Origin of the sequence: Ralstonia condita (assembly GCF_958405655.1) — a bacterium.
Classification (GTDB): Bacteria; Pseudomonadota; Gammaproteobacteria; order Burkholderiales; family Burkholderiaceae; genus Ralstonia; species Ralstonia condita.
In genome coordinates this window covers 574,941-591,065 of record NZ_CATYWO010000002.1, presented here as the reverse complement: position 1 = coordinate 591,065, position 16,125 = coordinate 574,941, and the positions used below count along the sequence as shown (strand labels likewise).

Here is a 16,125-nt window from a genome sequence, read left to right as displayed (position 1 = left end):
TCCTTGAGTGAGTGGGCGCCGACGTTCCGCCGGCATCTCCACGGAGCAATGCAAAGCGTGTGCCATGTCAGCAAAGCGAGATACGGCAAGGCTTTGCGGGTGGCTGGCACGCCGTTTCTACATGGTCATGTCGTTTTTATATGCGCATTGTTGCCTGCGCATGACAGGCATGCAGGTGTCAGGCGTGCCAGGGTCATCGCAGTTGCACAGGGGCGAGCGGGAACATGCGTTGCTGCAGGGCTCACGGGGCAGCCGCGGGCTTGCCTCATCTTTTTGCCACTCGTGTCTACCAGGAGAAGCCGATGCATTCACGAACCCTGATCGCCGCCATCGCGAGCGCTGCCCTGACTTTCGGGACGACAGTGGCTGTGGCGCAGTCCACCACGCCGCCCGCTCCCGCAGCCGATGGCCAGAGCGCCATGCCGGCGGCGGGCGCTGCCGAGGCACATGCATCGACAGGCAAGCCGATGCACAGGAAATCGCGACACCACAAGACATCCAAGGCCAAGGGGGGCGCCAACAGTGCCGGCGATATGTCGCACTCGGGCGTGCAGTCCGGCGGCAACGAGGCGGCTACCACCACGGGCAACTCGCAGCCGGCCACCTCCAGGCAAGACCAGTAACGGGCGAGGGGACGGCCATGCCGATGTCATCCGCTGAACCACGCCGCATGGGCCCGCGCATGCGCGCGGAAACCGAGCCGGCACCGCGCCGGCCCGCGCCTCCACCGCATGAGCGCCGCCGCCACGAACACCCGGGCGAGCGCGCGCACGCCCATCCGCGCTAGGACGTCCGCGCGGATGCCACGTGCGTTGAACGCCCGACGGTGCGACAGGCGGGGACGGTCAGGCCGCCATGCCAGCGGCCGCCGCGCCTTGATAGAGATCCAGGCGGTTGTACAGCGTCTTCAGGCTGACGCCGAGCGTCTTGGCCGCCTGGCGCTTGTCGCCGTGGAAATGCTCGAGCGTGGCCAGGATCATGGCGCGCTGGGCCTCGGCCAGCGTGACGCCGACCGACAGGTTCAGCACGCCTTCCTTGACGGTCGGTCGGGTAGGGCCGCGCGGCGAGCTGATCGGATTGTCCAGATCGACCGTCTTTTCGCCAAGGATGTAGCCGCGTTGTACGGCATTGCGCAGTTCCCGAACGTTGCCGGGCCAGCCGTGGTTGCGCAGTACCGTGAGTGCTGTGCGCGAAAACACTTTGTCCGTCTGGTGGGCTGCGTTGAACTGCGCCAGGAAATGCAGGGCAAGTTCTTCGATGTCGTCGCCCCGGTCTCGCAGCGGCGGCACATGCAAGGGCACGACGGCCAGGCGGTACATCAGGTCTTCGCGAAAGGCGCCGTCCGCCACCGCTTCCATCAGGTTACGGTTGGTCGCCGCGATGATGCGCGCGCGTGTCTGGATCGGCTCGGTGCCACCCACGCGCATGAACACGCCGGTCTCCAGCACGCGCAGCAGCTTGACCTGCATCTCGACCGGCATTTCGGTGATTTCGTCCAGGAAGATGGTCCCGCCGCAGGCATGCTCGAAATAGCCGGTATGCCGCTGGGTTGCGCCGGTGAAGCTGCCTTTCTCGTGGCCGAAGAGTTCCGACTCGATCAGGTTGGGCGAGATCGCGCCGCAGTTCACGGCAATGAATGCCTGGTCCGCGCGCGGGCTCATGTCGTGCACCGTACGCGCGATGAGTTCTTTGCCGGTGCCCGATTCACCGATGATCAGCACGGTGGCCAGCGTGCCTGAGACCTTGCCGATCTGGTTGTACAGCGCGCGCATGACGGGCGAGCGGCCGTACAGATGGCCGAAGTCGGGCTCCGCAATGGCGATGGCCTGGGCGGCGGCGGGGTCGACGTCGTCAAACTCCGCGATATCGGTCAGGCTGGGGGGGCAGGGCAGTCGCCCGGCCGTCGTGGCGTGCTCGTCTGCGAAGGCTTCGCTCAAGGACATGGCTCCCTCGTGGTCGGTCACGACGGGACGTCGTTGCGCGGAGCCCATCCGCTCAGCGGTACGGGCTACTGGTTGCTTGGCGCGTCGTCATCCCGTCACATTGTGTTCAAAAGTTGAGTCATTATCGGGGCCGTTCCCGCGCGTTGTATGTCGGGCAGGCGCTGACGTTTCGGCCGTCCTGTCGGCCAAACGCTGACAAGAATCGCGCCCAAGACGCTTGTGGGACGGGGATTTCGCGGCAAGAAGGGACGTTCCCTTTCCATTTGCCCCGATGGGTGGCGAACCGCCGGCCTTCTCAACTATGCTGAACGCAACCCCGTCGCAAGGGCTCCTCAACCCGAGTGACGCATGCGAGCCTTTTCTTGCACGGCGCGGTGTAAAAATTACCAGCGCCCGCGTCACACACCCCGTCCGGGACGCGTGATTGCCGTGGCCGTATTCGCTGGAATACTTTTTGCACCTGCCGCGCGCCTGGTGCACGCACCAGCCCCAAGCATTGACCGCCGGCAGTGGCCGGCCCATCCAACCGAACCGAGATGCCACATATCCTGATTGTCGAAGATGATGCCAACGCGCGCGCCGCGCTAGGTGAGCTGGTCGGTGCAGAAGGCTTTACCACCGCGCTGGCCGGGTCGTTGCGCGATGCGCGCATTCAGATGTCGCGTCACAGCCCCGACGCGGTGCTGATCGACCTGATCCTGCCCGATGGCAACGGCATGGACCTGATGGAAGACATCGCGCCCCACTCCGGCACGGAGATCATCGTCATGACCGGCCACGCCAGCGTCGAGACAGCGGTCGAGGCGCTGCGCATGGGCGCGGCCGATTACCTCGTCAAGCCGGTCAATTTCCAGCGGCTCAAATCGGTGCTCGCGCGCATTCCTCGCCCGGGCGATCTCAAGGCCGAGATCGGCAACCTGCGGGGTGAGTTGCGCCGCCTGGGCCTCTTCGGCCAGATGCTGGGCAACTCGACGGTGATGCAGACCCTGTATGACCAGGTCAGCCGCGTGGCGCCCACCGAGGCGACCGTCCTGCTCATTGGCGAATCGGGCACCGGCAAGGAACTGGCCGCGCAGACCATCCACGACCTGAGCCTGCGCCGCAAGCAGCCTTTCCTGCCGGTCAACTGCGGCGCCATCTCGCCCAACCTGATCGAATCGGAGATGTTTGGCCACGAGCGCGGCAGCTTTACCGGCGCGGATCGCCAGCACAAGGGCTACTTCGAGCGCGCCAACGGGGGCACGCTGTTCCTGGATGAGATCACCGAGATGCCGATCGAGCTGCAGGTCAAGCTGCTGCGCGTGCTGGAGACCGGCGTGTTCATGCGCGTGGGTACCAACCGCGAGATCGACTCCGACGTGCGCGTGATTGCCGCCACCAACCGCGACCCCGAAGAAGCGGTTGCCGACGGCAAGCTGCGCGCCGACCTGTACCACCGTTTGAACGTGTTCCCGCTGCAACTGCCCCCACTGCGCGAACGCGGCAAGGATGTCGAGCTGCTCGCGCAGCATTTCCTGGATCAGCTCAATGCACAGAGCAACACCAAGAAGGCGTTCCTGCCGCCGGCCATGGAGACGCTGCGCGCGTACAACTGGCCGGGCAATGTGCGTGAGCTGCGTAACTACGTGCAACGCGCCTACATCCTGTCGGACGACGCCGGGATCGACACGGCCAACGTGCCGCTGCAAGTGTCGAGCACGCAAACCGGCTCCGGCGGCTCGACGCTGACGATTCCGGTGGGCACGTCGCTGGCCAGCGCCGACAAGAAGATCATCCTGGCCACCCTCGAGCAGTGCGGTGGCGTCAAGAAGCGCGCGGCGGAGCTGCTCGGCATCAGCCTGAAAACGCTGTACAACCGGCTCGAGGAATACAACAGCAACAGCGACGCCGATGACGGTGGCGATGACACCGGCCCGGGCCGCGCGCATATCACGGAAGCCTAGGCTGCGCCGTCATGCTCCCGGGACACGCGTCGGGCTTTGCGCGTGCGGTACGCGGCTTGCTGACGGTGGGGTAACCGCCGCCACGGCGGCAAGCCCACCCCACCGCACAGGAGGTTTCCATGCTGCGCTACGCCCTCATCTTTTTCATCATTGCCGTGATTGCGGCCGTGCTCGGATTTGGCGGTATTGCCGCCGGTGCTGCAAGCATTGCCAAGATCCTGTTCATGATCTTTGTGGTGCTCTTCGTCGTCAGCCTGATCTGGGGCCTGGTGGCGGGGCGAGGATGACGCCGCTCGCCCTCGCCGACCTCCATCCATTGCAACCACCGGAGTGCTGACCGATGGAACTCTCTGAGACCAACCCGTTCCCGAAATCCGACGGCCACGGCAACCTGATCCGCGATGACGTGGCGCAAGCCGCCGAGCGCGTCAAGGCGACGACTGCCCAGGCCATCGACCGCACCGCTGATGCCGCCGCCACGGCGCTCGACGAGGCCGCCGTCAAGCGCGAGCAGTGGCGTGCGTCGCAGCAGCGGCTCATGTCGGATGCGGCCGAGTGCATGCGTACACACCCGCTCGCCACGATCGGCCTCGCGTTTGGCGCCGGCTTTTTGCTGAGCCGACTGCTGGGCGGGCGCGACGATTGAGCGAAGGCTTGCGCACGCAAGCCTCGCTGACTACGCTCGAAAGCGGCACGGGGCCGCCCGCGCCGCTTTCTTCGAGGATCGCTCATGCGCCTGGCCGGCTCTTTCCTTGATCGCGATGTGTTCAGGCGCACTGCCAGGATCCTGCTGGGTGCCGCGCAGCAGTGGTCTGCGCACCGCGCGGCCAGCAAAGGCGCGGCGCTGTCGTTCTATACGTTGTTTTCCATGGCGCCGGTGCTGGTGCTCGTCATTTCCATCGCCGGCCTGTTTTTTGGCGAGCAGGCGGCGCGCGGGGAGATTTTCGGCCAGATCCAGGGCCTGGTGGGCGCACAGGGCGCGGCCGCCGTCGAGACCATCCTGGCCGCGACCAAGCGGTCGGGCCATGGACTGTTTGCCGCGGTGATGGCCCTGGCGCTTCTGGTCGTGGGCGCCACCACGGCATTTTCCGAACTGAAGGACAGCCTGGACGAACTGTGGGATGTGCCGCCGCGCCAGCAGCCTGGGCTGTGGGGTCTGCTGCGTTCGCGGCTGCTGTCTTTCAGCCTGGTGCTGGTACTGGCCTTCTTGCTCTTGGTGTCGCTCATCATCAACGCGGCGCTTGCCGTGCTCGAGCGGTTCTGGGGCGCGATATGGGAAAGCGCAGGGCTGTTCGCGCCGATCGCGGAAGCGTTTTCGTCGGTATTTTCCTTCGCGGTCGTATCGCTGCTCTTCGGCACCATCTTCAAGATGCTGCCCGAAACGCGCGTGGCCTGGCGCGACGTGGCGCTTGGCGCGGTAGTCACGGCGCTGCTCTTCACGCTCGGCAAGCATCTCATCGGGCTGTACCTGGGCAACAGCGCGGTCGCCTCGTCGTATGGTGCCGCGGGCTCGGTCGTGGCGCTGATGTTGTGGATCTACTACTCGGCGCAGATCTTTTTCTTCGGTGCGCTTGTCACCCGTCAGTACGCGCTGCAGTTCGGCAGCCGCCAGCACGAGACCGCGGGGCCGGGTGCGCAGGCTGCGCTGCTCAACCCGGCGCTTGCAGCCAATCTGGCAAGCGGCAGCGGCACCGGCCCCGGGGTGCGCGAAGGGCGCTGAACGCGCCCGCTTCGTCAATCCCGCGTCAATTGCTCGAGCAGCATCCCCGCCACAAAGGCCAGGCCGATGGTGAGGACGGGGTGCTGACGTACTGAGCCGCTGGCCTGCTCGGAGACGTTCGCGTGCAGGTGCTTCAATTGTTCCGTGCGCTTGTCGAACTGCGTGAGCGCAGTGGAGATGACGCCTGCCAGCCGGTCGATGCCTTCCGCCGTGGCATCTTTCACGCGCTGCGCGGTGTGATCGATCTGCGGGTGCAGTGCCGTGACGGTGGCGCCATGGCTGCCGGTCGTGGACGGTGTCGGGATCGGTTCGGTCATGTGGGCCTCCTGAAATTGAGATTCCGCGTCAGCCAGTCACAAGCAACCACCATGCCCCCAGGAGCGCTGCCGCAAAAGAAAAGGGCCACGCAGGTGGCCCTCGACACGATGCGGAACGGCACCTAGCCGACCGTCACCACGGTCTTGCGCACCGCCCAGATTTCCGCCTGCAGGGCGAGTGCAGCGAGCGCCTGCAGGCTGTCCTGCGGCAGGGCCTTGATCCGCTTGCGGCGATTGGCGGCACGCTGTTGACGCGCCGCACGCACGCTTTCGGCATCCAGTTGCCACGCCTTGCGCGTGGTTTCCAGAATGCGTTGCACGGCGGGATCGACAGGGGTTCGACTACGCACGATTTGGACTCCTTCCTTCTTCACGTCTTTCCGGATCGCAAAGCAACTTTCGCGACGGCCCCCACAATACGGGAGCTTCATGACAACTTCGATAACACCGCCTCCGAAAGGGTTGTCGGAGCATTCCGACAACGGATTGGTCTCGCCATCCCGCCGAACGGTTCCTAGGGGGTTTCCCGCCCTTGCACGGCAATGCAGGCGATCCTAAGCGAGTGCGCCGATCGCGTACAATCTCGGCTGCCCCGGATTGACAACTCCGTTCGGGCAGTCCATCGGCCGCCGGGACGACCCCGCCGGCCAGCGCACGTGCCACGTGCGCAACCATCCGCATTTTTCACTCCTTCCCTTTCGGTTTTTGCCCGTGAGTACGCTGCAGCAGGAGATCCGGCGCCGCCGGACGTTCGCCATCATTGCCCACCCGGATGCGGGTAAAACCACGCTGACCGAGAAACTGCTGTGGTTCGGCGGCGCCATCCAGATGGCCGGCGCCGTGCGGGCGCGCAAGGCCAACCGCCACGCCACATCCGACTGGATGGAGATGGAAAAGCAGCGCGGTATCTCGGTGACGTCGTCGGTGATGCAGTTCCCGTACCGGAACGAGGGCGGCGACTACATCGTCAACCTGCTCGACACCCCTGGCCACGAAGACTTCTCGGAAGACACGTACCGCACGCTCACGGCCGTCGACTCCGCCGTGATGGTGATCGACTCCGTCAACGGTGTGGAAGCGCAGACCATCAAGCTGCTCAACGTCTGCCGCCTGCGCAGCACGCCCATCCTCACGTTCATCAACAAGCTCGACCGCGAAGGCCGCGCGCCCATCGAATTGCTCGATGAAATCGAAAGCGTGCTGCAGATCCAGTGCGCGCCGATGACGTGGCCGATCGGCATGGGCAAGTCGTTCAAGGGCGTGTATCACCTGGTCAACGACACGGTGCAGCTGTTCGATCCGAACGCCGACAGCGAGAAGGGCGCCACCGCCGGCCTGATTCAAGGCCTGGACAACCCGGAGCTGGATCGCGTGCTGGGCTCGCAGGCCGAAGAACTGCGCATCGACATCGAACTCGTGCGCGGCGCATCGCATACGTTCGACAAAGAGGCGTTCCTGGCCGGCAAGCAGTGCCCGGTGTACTTCGGCTCGGCGGTGAACAACTTCGGTGTGCAGTCGTTGCTGGATGCGCTGGTGGACCAGTCGCCCGAGCCACTGGCGCGCCCCACCGAGACGCGCGAAGTCAAGCCGATGGAAGAGAAGTTCACCGGCTTCGTCTTCAAGATCCAGGCCAACATGGACCCGAAGCACCGTGACCGCATCGCCTTTGTGCGTGTGTGCTCGGGCCGCTTCGAGCGCGGCATGAAGCTGCTGCAGGTGTCCACAGGCAAGACGGTCGCCATCAACAACGCCATCACGTTCATGGCGCAGGACCGCAACACCACGGAAGAGGCGTTCGCCGGCGACATCATCGGCGTGCCTAACCACGGCACGATCCGGCTGGGCGACGCCTTCACGGAAGGCGAGACGCTCAAGTTCACGGGCATCCCGTCGTTTGCGCCGGAGTTCTTCCGTCGCGCGCGCTTGAACAACCCGCTGCGCCTCAAACAGTTGCAGAAGGGTTTGCAGCAACTGGCCGAAGAAGGCGCCACGCAGATGTTCCGCCCGCTGGCCTCGAACGACCTCGTGTTGGGCGCCGTCGGTATCCTGCAGTTCGATGTGGTTGCGCACCGCCTGGAGCACGAGTACGGCGTCGATGCCATCTTCGAACCGCATGAGTGCTCCACGGCCCGCTGGCTGCGCGGCAAGCAGGAAGATATCGACAAGCTGATCGACAAGGCCGGCCACAACGTGGCGCTGGACGGTGCGGGCGACTACGTGTACCTGGCGCCGAGCCAAGTGAACCTGCGGCTGACGCAGGAGCGCTTCCCGGACATCCAGTTCATGGAAACGCGGGAAATCGTTTAAGCGGCGAGGGGCAAAAGGAAACGGGGCGCGAAGCTCCGTTTCTTTTATCCGCTATCGGCTGTCCAAACGCCGCTGGCGTTGTATCCGCACCCGCACCGCATCGAGCCCACTGCTCGCATCCAGCACCGCGTCATTTGCAAAGACGGGCTGTGCGAGGCGCATCAGCGCACCGTTGCCCGCAATCTCCACGGCCATCCGTGCGCCGCGCTCCAGCGCGTGGCGCAGCGTGTCGTGCCAGAGCACGGGTCGCGCCATGTTCCAGGCCAGGTCTTCGACAATGAGATGTGCGCGGAACAGCGCGCGTGCACGACTGCTGCTCACATAGGTGAGTTGCGGTGCGTGCGGCGTGACTCTTGCAGCGGCTGCCGCCAGTTCAGCTGCCTGTGCATCAAGCAGCGGGCAGTGCGACGGCACTGCCATGCACAGCCGCGTTGCCGTCGATGCGCCCGCCGCATGCGCGCGCGTCATGACTTGCGTGAGCGCCGCATCGCTACCCGCCACGACAATCTGCCGTTCCGCATTCAGGTTGGCGACATAGGCTGGCGTTGCGGCCGAGTTGACCTGCGCCACGATGGCGGCAACCTCGGGTTCAGTCAGTCCGGCCGTGACGGCCATGCCGTAGCCGCTGGGGTACGCGTCTTCCATGAGTTGCCCGCGCAGGCATACCAGACACAGCGCATCGCTGAATTCCAGCACGCCTGCAATGACTGCTGCAGGCCACGCGCCAATCGACAGGCCCGCCACCATGTCCGGCCCCGCATCCTGCCGAACCAACGTGCGTGCCACAGCCACACCGGCAATCAACAGGCAGAGCTGCACGGCCACGGTCGACCGCAATGCCTCTGCGGTGTCGAGCGTGAGCGGATCGACGCTCAGCACGTCGCCCGCCTCGCTCAATGTTTGTGCCACGGCCGGGTCGTCAGGCAGCGTATGCAGCATGCCCACGCGTTGGCTCCCCTGGCCAGGAAACATGAAGAGCACGCTCATGCGCATTCGCTCCACGGATCTGCAACGAGGTGTGGGCCGTGATCGGTCTTGAGCAACGTTTGATGCGGCGACGCTAGCCAATCGCGCCACGCGAATCCACCGCGCGCGGTGTCGATCTGCAGGTCGACGCGGCATTCGGTTTCGGCCAGCACGTGCACGAGCTGATTGCGCTGCGCGGCCGACGGTGCATGCGGCATGCGCAGCACGAGATCGAGATCGCTATCCGCATGCAGCACCGGCAAGCCACTGGCGAGCGCGAAGCCCGCACCGCCGGTCGGGCCCCACGCCCAGCCAAGCGCGTCGAATTTTGTTGCAAGCGCACGCAAGGTGCGCAGTGCCGCAAACGGCGCGTCGGGTGCGATGGAGGCCGTTGTGGCGGCCAGCGCCTCGGGCGAGACCACACGCGTGATGCTGCTGGCAGACACCGTCGCTGCGCAGCGTTCATGCCGCGCACCCCCGCGCAGGCCGACCGGCACTGCACCATCGTTGCCGCGCGGGGCCCGGCGCACAACGACTGGCGAGCCTTGCCGGCACGCCGTGATGGCCCAGTCCGGCAATGGCGCGTCGTCCGTCGCCACGGGTGTCTCCGACACCCACAGCAGATCGTGCGCGCGCAGCGGCGTGGGTGTCATCGCAGCAATGCCTGCGTGGCCAGGAACAGGATCGACGGCCCGAGCAGGCAGCCGATACCCGTATGGAACGTGGCCACCAGCGAGCCGTAAGGCACCAGGCGCCGATCCGTGGCCGCCAGACCCGCCGACACCCCGCTGACCGTACCCGCCAATCCGCCGAACACCATGGCCGCGCGCGGGTTGTTCAAGCCCAGCGCCTTGGCAGCGAATGGCGTGCCGACCATCACCAGGATCGCCTTGACGAGCCCCGTGGCAATCGACAGCGCCATCACATCGGAGGTGGCGCCCAGCGCTGCACCGGTCACCGGCCCGACGATGTACGTGACGGCACCTGCGCCGATGGTGGTGACGCTCACCGGATCGGTGTAACCGAAGGCATAGGCAACACACGCGCCGACGATGAACGGCAGTACCGTGCCGAGCAACAGCGAGACGGCGCCGATCATGCCCGCCTTGCGTGCCTCAGTCACCTGCACTTCAAAGGCCGTGGCCACGATGGCGAAATCGCGCAGCATGGCCCCGCCCATCAGGCCGATCCCGCCGAACAGCTTCAGATCAGCCAGGCCGCGTTCGCCACCGGTCTGCATGCCGCCCCAATAGGCGAGCACCAGCCCGATCATGATGGCGATGGCCGAGCCGTGCACGCGCCCAAACGTCAGCTTCCTGGATACCCACATCGACAGGCCCATGACGATGCCGACCAGCGCGAACGCCGCGACCAGCCCGTTGTGCTGCAGAACTTTCTCTAGCATTGACAGCATGGTGCGACTCCTTAAGCGCGGGCTTGTTCGGTTTCAGGCAGCGGGGGCAGGGGGCGCCGGTCTTCCGCGTTGCCAGTGCGGTTGATGACCGAGATGCACACACCGCACACGATCACCGCGCCGATGGCACCGAGCAACGCAACGGGGCCGCCGCGCAGTGCCGTCACCACGTTCTGCGTGGCCGCCATGGCCACTACCACCGGGATGTACATCGCGCCCCAGAACGAGACGCCCGCCTCGGTGGCGGCGGGCATGAGCCCGTGCCTGTGCAGGTAGAGCCGCGCGAAGATGAGCAGCAGCATGGCGATGCCCACGCCGCCGACATTGGCCTTCACGCCGATGGCCTGGCCGAGCAGATCGCCCAGGAAGAGGCCGGCGAGATGACAGAGCGCCAGCAGGGTTGTACCGTAAATGATCACGTCTTTGTCTCCTGAAGGAACGGCGATGGGTCGCCTGTTGTGGTGTTTTGGTGATCGAGGGGTGAGGACTGGTTTTTTGCGTTGCCTGCGTTGATTGCGTTGGTGGTGCATCCCTTGTTTCATCCCCTGCCGGGGCTGACTTACTTTCTTTGTCTTGCCAAAGAAAGTAAGCAAAGAAAGGCGCGCCCGAGATGGCGAAGGACTCCTTCAATTTTCGTAACCGTGCGGAGGCGGGGAAAACTCGCTGCGCTCAGACAGTTCCCCGCCTTTTTTCCGCCCGCTTACAAAAATTGAAGGCGCCATCTAGGGCAGGTACGGCCAAACCGTCGGGGCGCATGTGTTCACGCCGCGATGTGTCTCCTGTTCGTTATGCGCCTTCTGACTGCGTGTTCCATTGCTCGCGTAGGCGTTTGCGGACTTCTGACGATGCGCTGCGCAGCGGTGCGCCCAGGCGGCTTTCCAAGCCGCGCGATGGATCAGCCGCGATGTTGGCCAGTGCTGCGGCGAGTGCGGTCTGCACGGTGTCGACGTCTCCGGCGTCGGGTGCGTCGGCGGATTTGACCTTCAGCAGTTTCCACAGCAAGCCGAGCGACGCGAAGCTGGCGATGTCGTATGCCATGGGCGGAATCTCTTGCGCGAGGCGTTCCAGCTCGGCGACCGAGCGCAGCGTCACGCGCGCCGCCGCGGCCTTGCCCATCGCGTGCACCATCACGTCGGCATCGTCCAGGGCGAGCAGGCGATTGGCTTGGTAGCCGTGCGCCAGCAAGGCGCCCGACATGGCGCGACCGACGATGAGGCCGATGACGGGGTGACCGCCCAGGCGGGCGGCAGCGTAGGCATCCGCCGCTGCAGCCAGGGCGAGGTGGATGCCGTAGGCCTCCTCGCGGCGCCCGTAGGCTTGGCTTGCCACATCGATGACGGCGACGATGGCGCGCTTCTTTTCCTGCCCCGCATCGGCAGTCATGGCATCGCGCACGGCACGCGCGAGCTGCCAGCCTTCGATGAGGCCCACTTCGCCGTTGCGTGCGCGAGGAAAGCGGTTCTCGGCATCGGGCACGACGGCGATGTAGCGCGCGGGCTGACCTGCGAGCGCCGCATCGACGACTTGCAGCGTGCTGCCGTAACCCGGCACCGGTGTGCCGTCGGCAAGCGCACGCATCCAGGTTGCGCCGCGCGTGGAAAGTTCGTTCTGGCTCATGCGACGTCCTTTGCGTAGTGCATGCGCACATCTTCTGCCGTGGCTTGGCGTGATGTGTCGACGGCGGCAAGTTGTGCGAGGTAGTGGTCGATCTGCTCGCTGCGCTGGTGCTTGGGCGCGCCGGCGCTCAGCCACTCGATCACCTGTGCGCGGATGGCGACGGAATCGTCTTCGATGCAGACATCGGCCAGGCCGGTGGCGGCGCGCTGCTCTCCGCCGGTCAGGCTCCAGATGAACGGGCGGTCGCGCGAGTCGTATTCTTCAATGCCGGCTTCCTGCTCGATCACCTGCGGGCCGTTCAGGCCGAGGCGTGCCTCACGCGTCATCAGCAGGTAGCTGCACAGGCCCGCCGCGATGCTCATGCCGCCAAAGCAGCCGACCACGCCCGCGGTGATGCCGATCACCGGTCCGTATTCGCGCAGCGCACGGATGCCAGCGTGGATTTCAGCAATGGCGGCAAGGCCCAGGTTGGCTTCCTGCAGCCGCACGCCGCCGGTTTCGAAGACGATGACGGCGCGTGTGGGAATGCCATTGCGGTTGTCTTCTGCCGCCAGCTCCAGCGCGCCGGCAATCTTGGCGCCGGACACCTCGCCCATGCTGCCGCCCTGGAAGGCGCCTTCAATGGCGAGCACCACCGCAGGTTGCCCGCCCAGCGTCCCGCGGGCCACCACCACGCCATCATCGGCCTGCGTGACGATGCCCTGGCGCGGCAGCCACGGCGAGGTCAATTGCTCGAATGGGTCGAGCAGCTCGCGGAAGGTGCCGGGGTCGAGCAGGGCAATCGCACGTCGGCGCGCGTCGCGTTCGATAAAGCTGTCGCGTTCAATCGGGTTGCGTGACATGGCTTCTCCTTATGACCCGAGCGTGTTAAGCGATTCAAGCGCCTGCTCAAGCCGCAACCGCACCACGGCCGGTGTCGCGCCGAAGTCGTTGATGATGATCTTTGCCGCCGGCCACGTGTGCGAGCCGAACACACGTGCAAGCTGCGCCTGCCACGTCGCGCTCATGCCATTGACGGACGTGGTGATGGCCACGTCGATCTGGCCGGCGTTGCCCGGCGTCAGCAACACTTCAAGGTCGCCCGAGCCGACCACGCCTGCATACGCACGGCGCGCGGCGGGTGCGCCGCCGGTGAACTGAAAATCAAGCTGCTCCATGTTCGGTTTCCTGATGAGCGGATTCGATGTCGGACGCTGCGCGCGCGTCTGTCGGCAGGCGGTCGAGGAAGAGTGCGGCAGCCAGCAGGTCGGCCGCGCCGCCGGGCGACACGTGCAGCGCCAGCATGTCTTGTTCAAGCGTGCGGAAAGCGCGACGGCCTTGCGCTGTGGCCAAGCCGCCTTCTGCGCGCACGGTGGCCGCACCGGTTTGCACGACGTGCAGTGCCTTGGCGCCGCCGCGTGCGAGCACGCAGGTGTCGTCCAGCGCAGCCATGACGGCAAGCAATGCATCCACGCGCGCATGGTCTTCGCGAATGCCTGCAGCGCGTGCATGGTGCAACGCCGGCAGGGCGACCTTGATCACGTGCGGAAAGCCGGCACAGGCCTGGCCCTTCGCACCGCCGACGCCGTAGTTATTGCAGGCGCGCTCGCCCTTGTGGCCAGTGGAGACAGGCGCAAAGCGATCCGGGATGTTGGCCAGTTGCGCCGCGCGCCCCGCAACTGCTGCTGCGCTCAATGCATGCGGCGCTTGGCTTGCAGCCGTGACCAGCAGGCCGAGCGCCCAGATGGCACCACGGTGTGTGTTGATGCCGCCGGTGGCATCAAGCATGGCCGCTTCGCCTTCGCGGCCGAGGCGGCCGATGCGCTCGCGTAGCGCGAGTTGTTCGCCAGCGTGCGTTTCGATCTGCGCGCCAGCCAATGCCATGGCTTCAAACGCCGGGCGCAGGGTCTGGGCGGAATGCACCATCAGCGTCCAGTCCAGATCGTGATGTGCGCCGTTGCCACGCACATCCACCAGACCGGGTTTGGGCGACAGCGTCACCTCGTCGATGAGGGCAGACACGACCAGCGCGGCCAATCGCTTCGCACGTGCTCTCGGGCTGGCCGGCAGGGGCCGTTGCAATGTCTTCTCCATTACCAGCTCCGGAAGCGTGCAGGCGGGTCGTACAGGCCGCCCGACCATTCGACCAGGTCGGCGATGCTCTTGGCGGCGAGCAATTCACGGCTGGCATCGCTGCGGCGCACGTCAAGGTCTTCCGGCAGGGCGATCAGGCCGTCGCGACGCATCTGTTCGGTCTTGGAGGGGTCATGCCGCAGGCCGATGGATGTGACGCCCGCCACCGCCGCAATCATGGCGCGCCGCTCTTCCAGCGAGCGGGCCTTGTAAAGATAGGCGATGCCGTCTTCGGTCAGCAGGTGGGTGACGTCGTCGCCGTAGATCATGATGGGCGCCAGCGGCATGCCGCTTTGCTTGGCGACGGCCACTGCATCCAGCGTGTCGACGAAGGTCGGCTTGCCGCCTTCCTGGAATGTTTCGACCATCTGCACGACGAGCTTCTTGCCGCGCTCGAGCATCGTCACCGGTTCGGTCATGTCGAGCCACGCAGGCGTTGCGTGACGGCGGCCGCGCGGGTCGTGGCCCATGTTGGGCGCGCCGCCAAAGCCGGCGAGCCGACCGCGCGTGACGGTGGACGAATGCCCGTCGCCATCCACCTGCAGCGTCGCGCCAATGAAGAGGTCCACCGCATATTGGCCGGCGAGCTGGCACAGCATGCGGTTCGAGCGCAGCGAGCCGTCGCGGCCGGTGAAGAACACATCGGGGCGTGCGGCTACGTAGCGCTCCATGCCCAGCTCGGTGCCGAAGCAGTGCACGCTTTCCACCCAGCCGGATTCAATGGCGGGAATCAACGTCGGATGCGGGTTCAGCGTCCAGTTGCGGCAGATCTTGCCCTTGAGGCCCAGGCGCTCGCCGTACGTCGGCAGGATCAGCTCGATGGCAGCGGTGTTGAAGCCGATGCCGTGGTTGAGCGACTGCACGTTGTGCCGCTGGTAGATGCCGCGAATGGCCATCATCGCCATCAGCACGTGCACGGGTTTGATGAGGCGCGGGTCGCGCGTGAACAGCGGCTCGATGTAGAACGGCTTGTCGGCCTGCACGATGAAGTCGACCCACGAGCCGGGAATGTCGACGCGCGGCAGGTCGGCCGGGTCATCGACGATCTCGTTGACCTGCACGATGACGATGCCGTCGGAAAACGCAGTGGGCTCGACCAGCGCGGGCGTGTCTTCGGTGCTCGGGCCGGTGTAGATGTTGCCGTCGCGGTCCGCCTTGAAACCGGCCACCAGCGACACGTTGGGAATCAGGTCCACCACCAGCCGTGCATACAGCTCGATGTAGGTGTGGATGGCGCCGACTTCCAGCAGCCCGTCGGCCAGCAACTGGCTGATGCGCAGGCTTTGCGGCCCGGCAAACGAGAAGTCGAGCTTGTGTGCGATGCCGGCTTCGAAAATGTCGAGGTGTTCAGCGCGGCTCACGCTGGGCATGATCATGTGCAGATCGTGCAGGCGCTCGGGGTTCACCTTGGCCAGCGAGCGCGAGAGGAAATCCGCCTGCTTCTGGTTGTTACCTTCCAGCACGACGCGGTCGCGCGGGGCGAGCAGCGCTTCGAGCGCGGCGACGATGTCGCCAGTGGGGATGACCTTGCCGTTGGCGATGCGGCGGGCTGCGGCCAGGCGGCGTTCTTTCTCGTCGCGTCGGCGGCGCCATTGCGGCGGGATGGGTGCGTTGGCCCCGTTTGCCGATTGGGCGGGCATCGGTTGCATTGGATGGCGTCTCCAGCCTTGATGGATTTGATGCCCTGTACCGTAGGCTGTAAAAAGGTGCACTTCAATCAACCTAGGCGTGGTTTCATTAACCTGAAGTTAATGAAACAATGACCGATTCTGATAGCAGCGCGCCG

18 protein-coding genes are annotated in these 16,125 nt (G+C 65.5%); 6 read left to right on the top strand and 12 right to left on the bottom strand.

The window, feature by feature from the left end; all coding sequences use genetic code 11:
* Positions 1 to 302: 302 nt before the first annotated feature.
* Positions 303 to 623, top strand: coding sequence for a hypothetical protein (locus R2N03_RS09285; RefSeq protein WP_316657319.1), 321 nt, complete (start codon positions 303 to 305; stop codon positions 621 to 623).
* Between the two features lie 222 nt (positions 624 to 845).
* Here the strand turns inward: R2N03_RS09285 and R2N03_RS09280 are convergent, their stop codons facing one another.
* On the bottom strand, positions 846 to 1,943 hold the full coding sequence (locus tag R2N03_RS09280; RefSeq protein WP_316657318.1) for a sigma-54 interaction domain-containing protein: 1,098 nt from the start codon (positions 1,941 to 1,943) through the stop codon (positions 846 to 848).
* A 536-nt stretch (positions 1,944 to 2,479) separates the two neighbouring features.
* Between R2N03_RS09280 and R2N03_RS09275 the strand changes: the two genes are divergently transcribed.
* From R2N03_RS09275 to R2N03_RS09260, 4 genes are all read left to right on the top strand, one after another.
* Positions 2,480 to 3,886, top strand: coding sequence for a sigma-54-dependent transcriptional regulator (locus R2N03_RS09275; protein ID WP_012429929.1), 1,407 nt, complete (start codon positions 2,480 to 2,482; stop codon positions 3,884 to 3,886).
* Between the two features lie 119 nt (positions 3,887 to 4,005).
* Positions 4,006 to 4,173 carry a DUF1328 domain-containing protein gene (locus R2N03_RS09270; RefSeq protein ID WP_012429928.1) on the top strand — a complete coding sequence of 56 codons (168 nt, stop codon included), beginning with the start codon at positions 4,006 to 4,008 and terminating at the stop codon, positions 4,171 to 4,173.
* Positions 4,174 to 4,226: 53 nt separating this feature from the next.
* Positions 4,227 to 4,532, top strand: a complete 306-nt coding sequence (locus R2N03_RS09265; protein ID WP_012429927.1) for a hypothetical protein — start codon at positions 4,227 to 4,229, stop codon at positions 4,530 to 4,532.
* Between the two features lie 84 nt (positions 4,533 to 4,616).
* Positions 4,617 to 5,606, top strand: coding sequence for a YihY/virulence factor BrkB family protein (locus R2N03_RS09260; RefSeq protein ID WP_012429926.1), 990 nt, complete (start codon positions 4,617 to 4,619; stop codon positions 5,604 to 5,606).
* A gap of 14 nt (positions 5,607 to 5,620) precedes the next feature.
* Here R2N03_RS09260 and R2N03_RS09255 read toward each other — a convergent pair whose 3' ends face one another.
* Positions 5,621 to 5,923, bottom strand: coding sequence for a hypothetical protein (locus tag R2N03_RS09255; protein ID WP_316657317.1), 303 nt, complete (start codon positions 5,921 to 5,923; stop codon positions 5,621 to 5,623).
* A gap of 122 nt (positions 5,924 to 6,045) precedes the next feature.
* Positions 6,046 to 6,273 carry a hypothetical protein gene (locus R2N03_RS09250; protein ID WP_041668726.1) on the bottom strand — a complete coding sequence of 76 codons (228 nt, stop codon included), beginning with the start codon at positions 6,271 to 6,273 and terminating at the stop codon, positions 6,046 to 6,048.
* 361 nt (positions 6,274 to 6,634) lie between these two features.
* On the opposite strand from R2N03_RS09250, the gene R2N03_RS09245 reads away from it, so the two are divergent.
* Positions 6,635 to 8,230, top strand: coding sequence for a peptide chain release factor 3 (locus tag R2N03_RS09245; RefSeq protein WP_232038832.1), 1,596 nt, complete (start codon positions 6,635 to 6,637; stop codon positions 8,228 to 8,230).
* A 51-nt stretch (positions 8,231 to 8,281) separates the two neighbouring features.
* Here R2N03_RS09245 and R2N03_RS09240 read toward each other — a convergent pair whose 3' ends face one another.
* The 9 genes from R2N03_RS09240 to mdcA all read right to left on the bottom strand — a co-directional run bounded on the left by R2N03_RS09240 (position 8,282) and on the right by mdcA (position 15,988).
* Positions 8,282 to 9,217 (bottom strand): malonate decarboxylase subunit epsilon, encoded by a 936-nt coding sequence (locus R2N03_RS09240; RefSeq protein ID WP_316657316.1) that lies wholly within the window; start codon positions 9,215 to 9,217, stop codon positions 8,282 to 8,284.
* Positions 9,214 to 9,849 (bottom strand): malonate decarboxylase holo-ACP synthase, encoded by a 636-nt coding sequence (locus R2N03_RS09235; protein ID WP_012430903.1) that lies wholly within the window; start codon positions 9,847 to 9,849, stop codon positions 9,214 to 9,216. The genes R2N03_RS09240 and R2N03_RS09235 overlap by 4 nt, the downstream gene beginning before the upstream one ends.
* A complete protein-coding gene (gene madM, locus R2N03_RS09230) occupies positions 9,846 to 10,610 on the bottom strand; it encodes a malonate transporter subunit MadM (RefSeq protein WP_316657315.1) in 765 nt (254 codons plus the stop codon). The genes R2N03_RS09235 and madM overlap by 4 nt, the downstream gene beginning before the upstream one ends.
* 11 nt (positions 10,611 to 10,621) lie before the next feature.
* On the bottom strand, positions 10,622 to 11,029 hold the full coding sequence (gene madL / locus R2N03_RS09225) for a malonate transporter subunit MadL (RefSeq protein WP_316657314.1): 408 nt from the start codon (positions 11,027 to 11,029) through the stop codon (positions 10,622 to 10,624).
* 367 nt (positions 11,030 to 11,396) lie between these two features.
* Entirely contained in the window at positions 11,397 to 12,227 is an 831-nt protein-coding gene (gene mdcE / locus R2N03_RS09220) for a biotin-independent malonate decarboxylase subunit gamma (RefSeq protein ID WP_316657313.1), read from the bottom strand.
* The gene (locus R2N03_RS09215) at positions 12,224 to 13,069 is read right to left on the bottom strand and encodes a biotin-independent malonate decarboxylase subunit beta (RefSeq protein WP_316657312.1); all 846 of its coding nucleotides are present in this window, start codon (positions 13,067 to 13,069) and stop codon (positions 12,224 to 12,226) included. Before R2N03_RS09215 ends, mdcE begins: the two co-directional genes overlap by 4 nt.
* A gap of 9 nt (positions 13,070 to 13,078) precedes the next feature.
* Positions 13,079 to 13,384: a malonate decarboxylase subunit delta gene (locus R2N03_RS09210; RefSeq protein ID WP_316657311.1), complete on the bottom strand. Its 306-nt coding sequence runs from the start codon at positions 13,382 to 13,384 to the stop codon at positions 13,079 to 13,081.
* Positions 13,371 to 14,300: a triphosphoribosyl-dephospho-CoA synthase gene (locus R2N03_RS09205; protein ID WP_316657310.1), complete on the bottom strand. Its 930-nt coding sequence runs from the start codon at positions 14,298 to 14,300 to the stop codon at positions 13,371 to 13,373. Before R2N03_RS09205 ends, R2N03_RS09210 begins: the two co-directional genes overlap by 14 nt.
* Entirely contained in the window at positions 14,300 to 15,988 is a 1,689-nt protein-coding gene (mdcA, locus tag R2N03_RS09200) for a malonate decarboxylase subunit alpha (RefSeq protein ID WP_316657309.1), read from the bottom strand. The genes R2N03_RS09205 and mdcA overlap by 1 nt, the downstream gene beginning before the upstream one ends.
* Between the last annotated feature and the right edge of the window lie 137 nt (positions 15,989 to 16,125).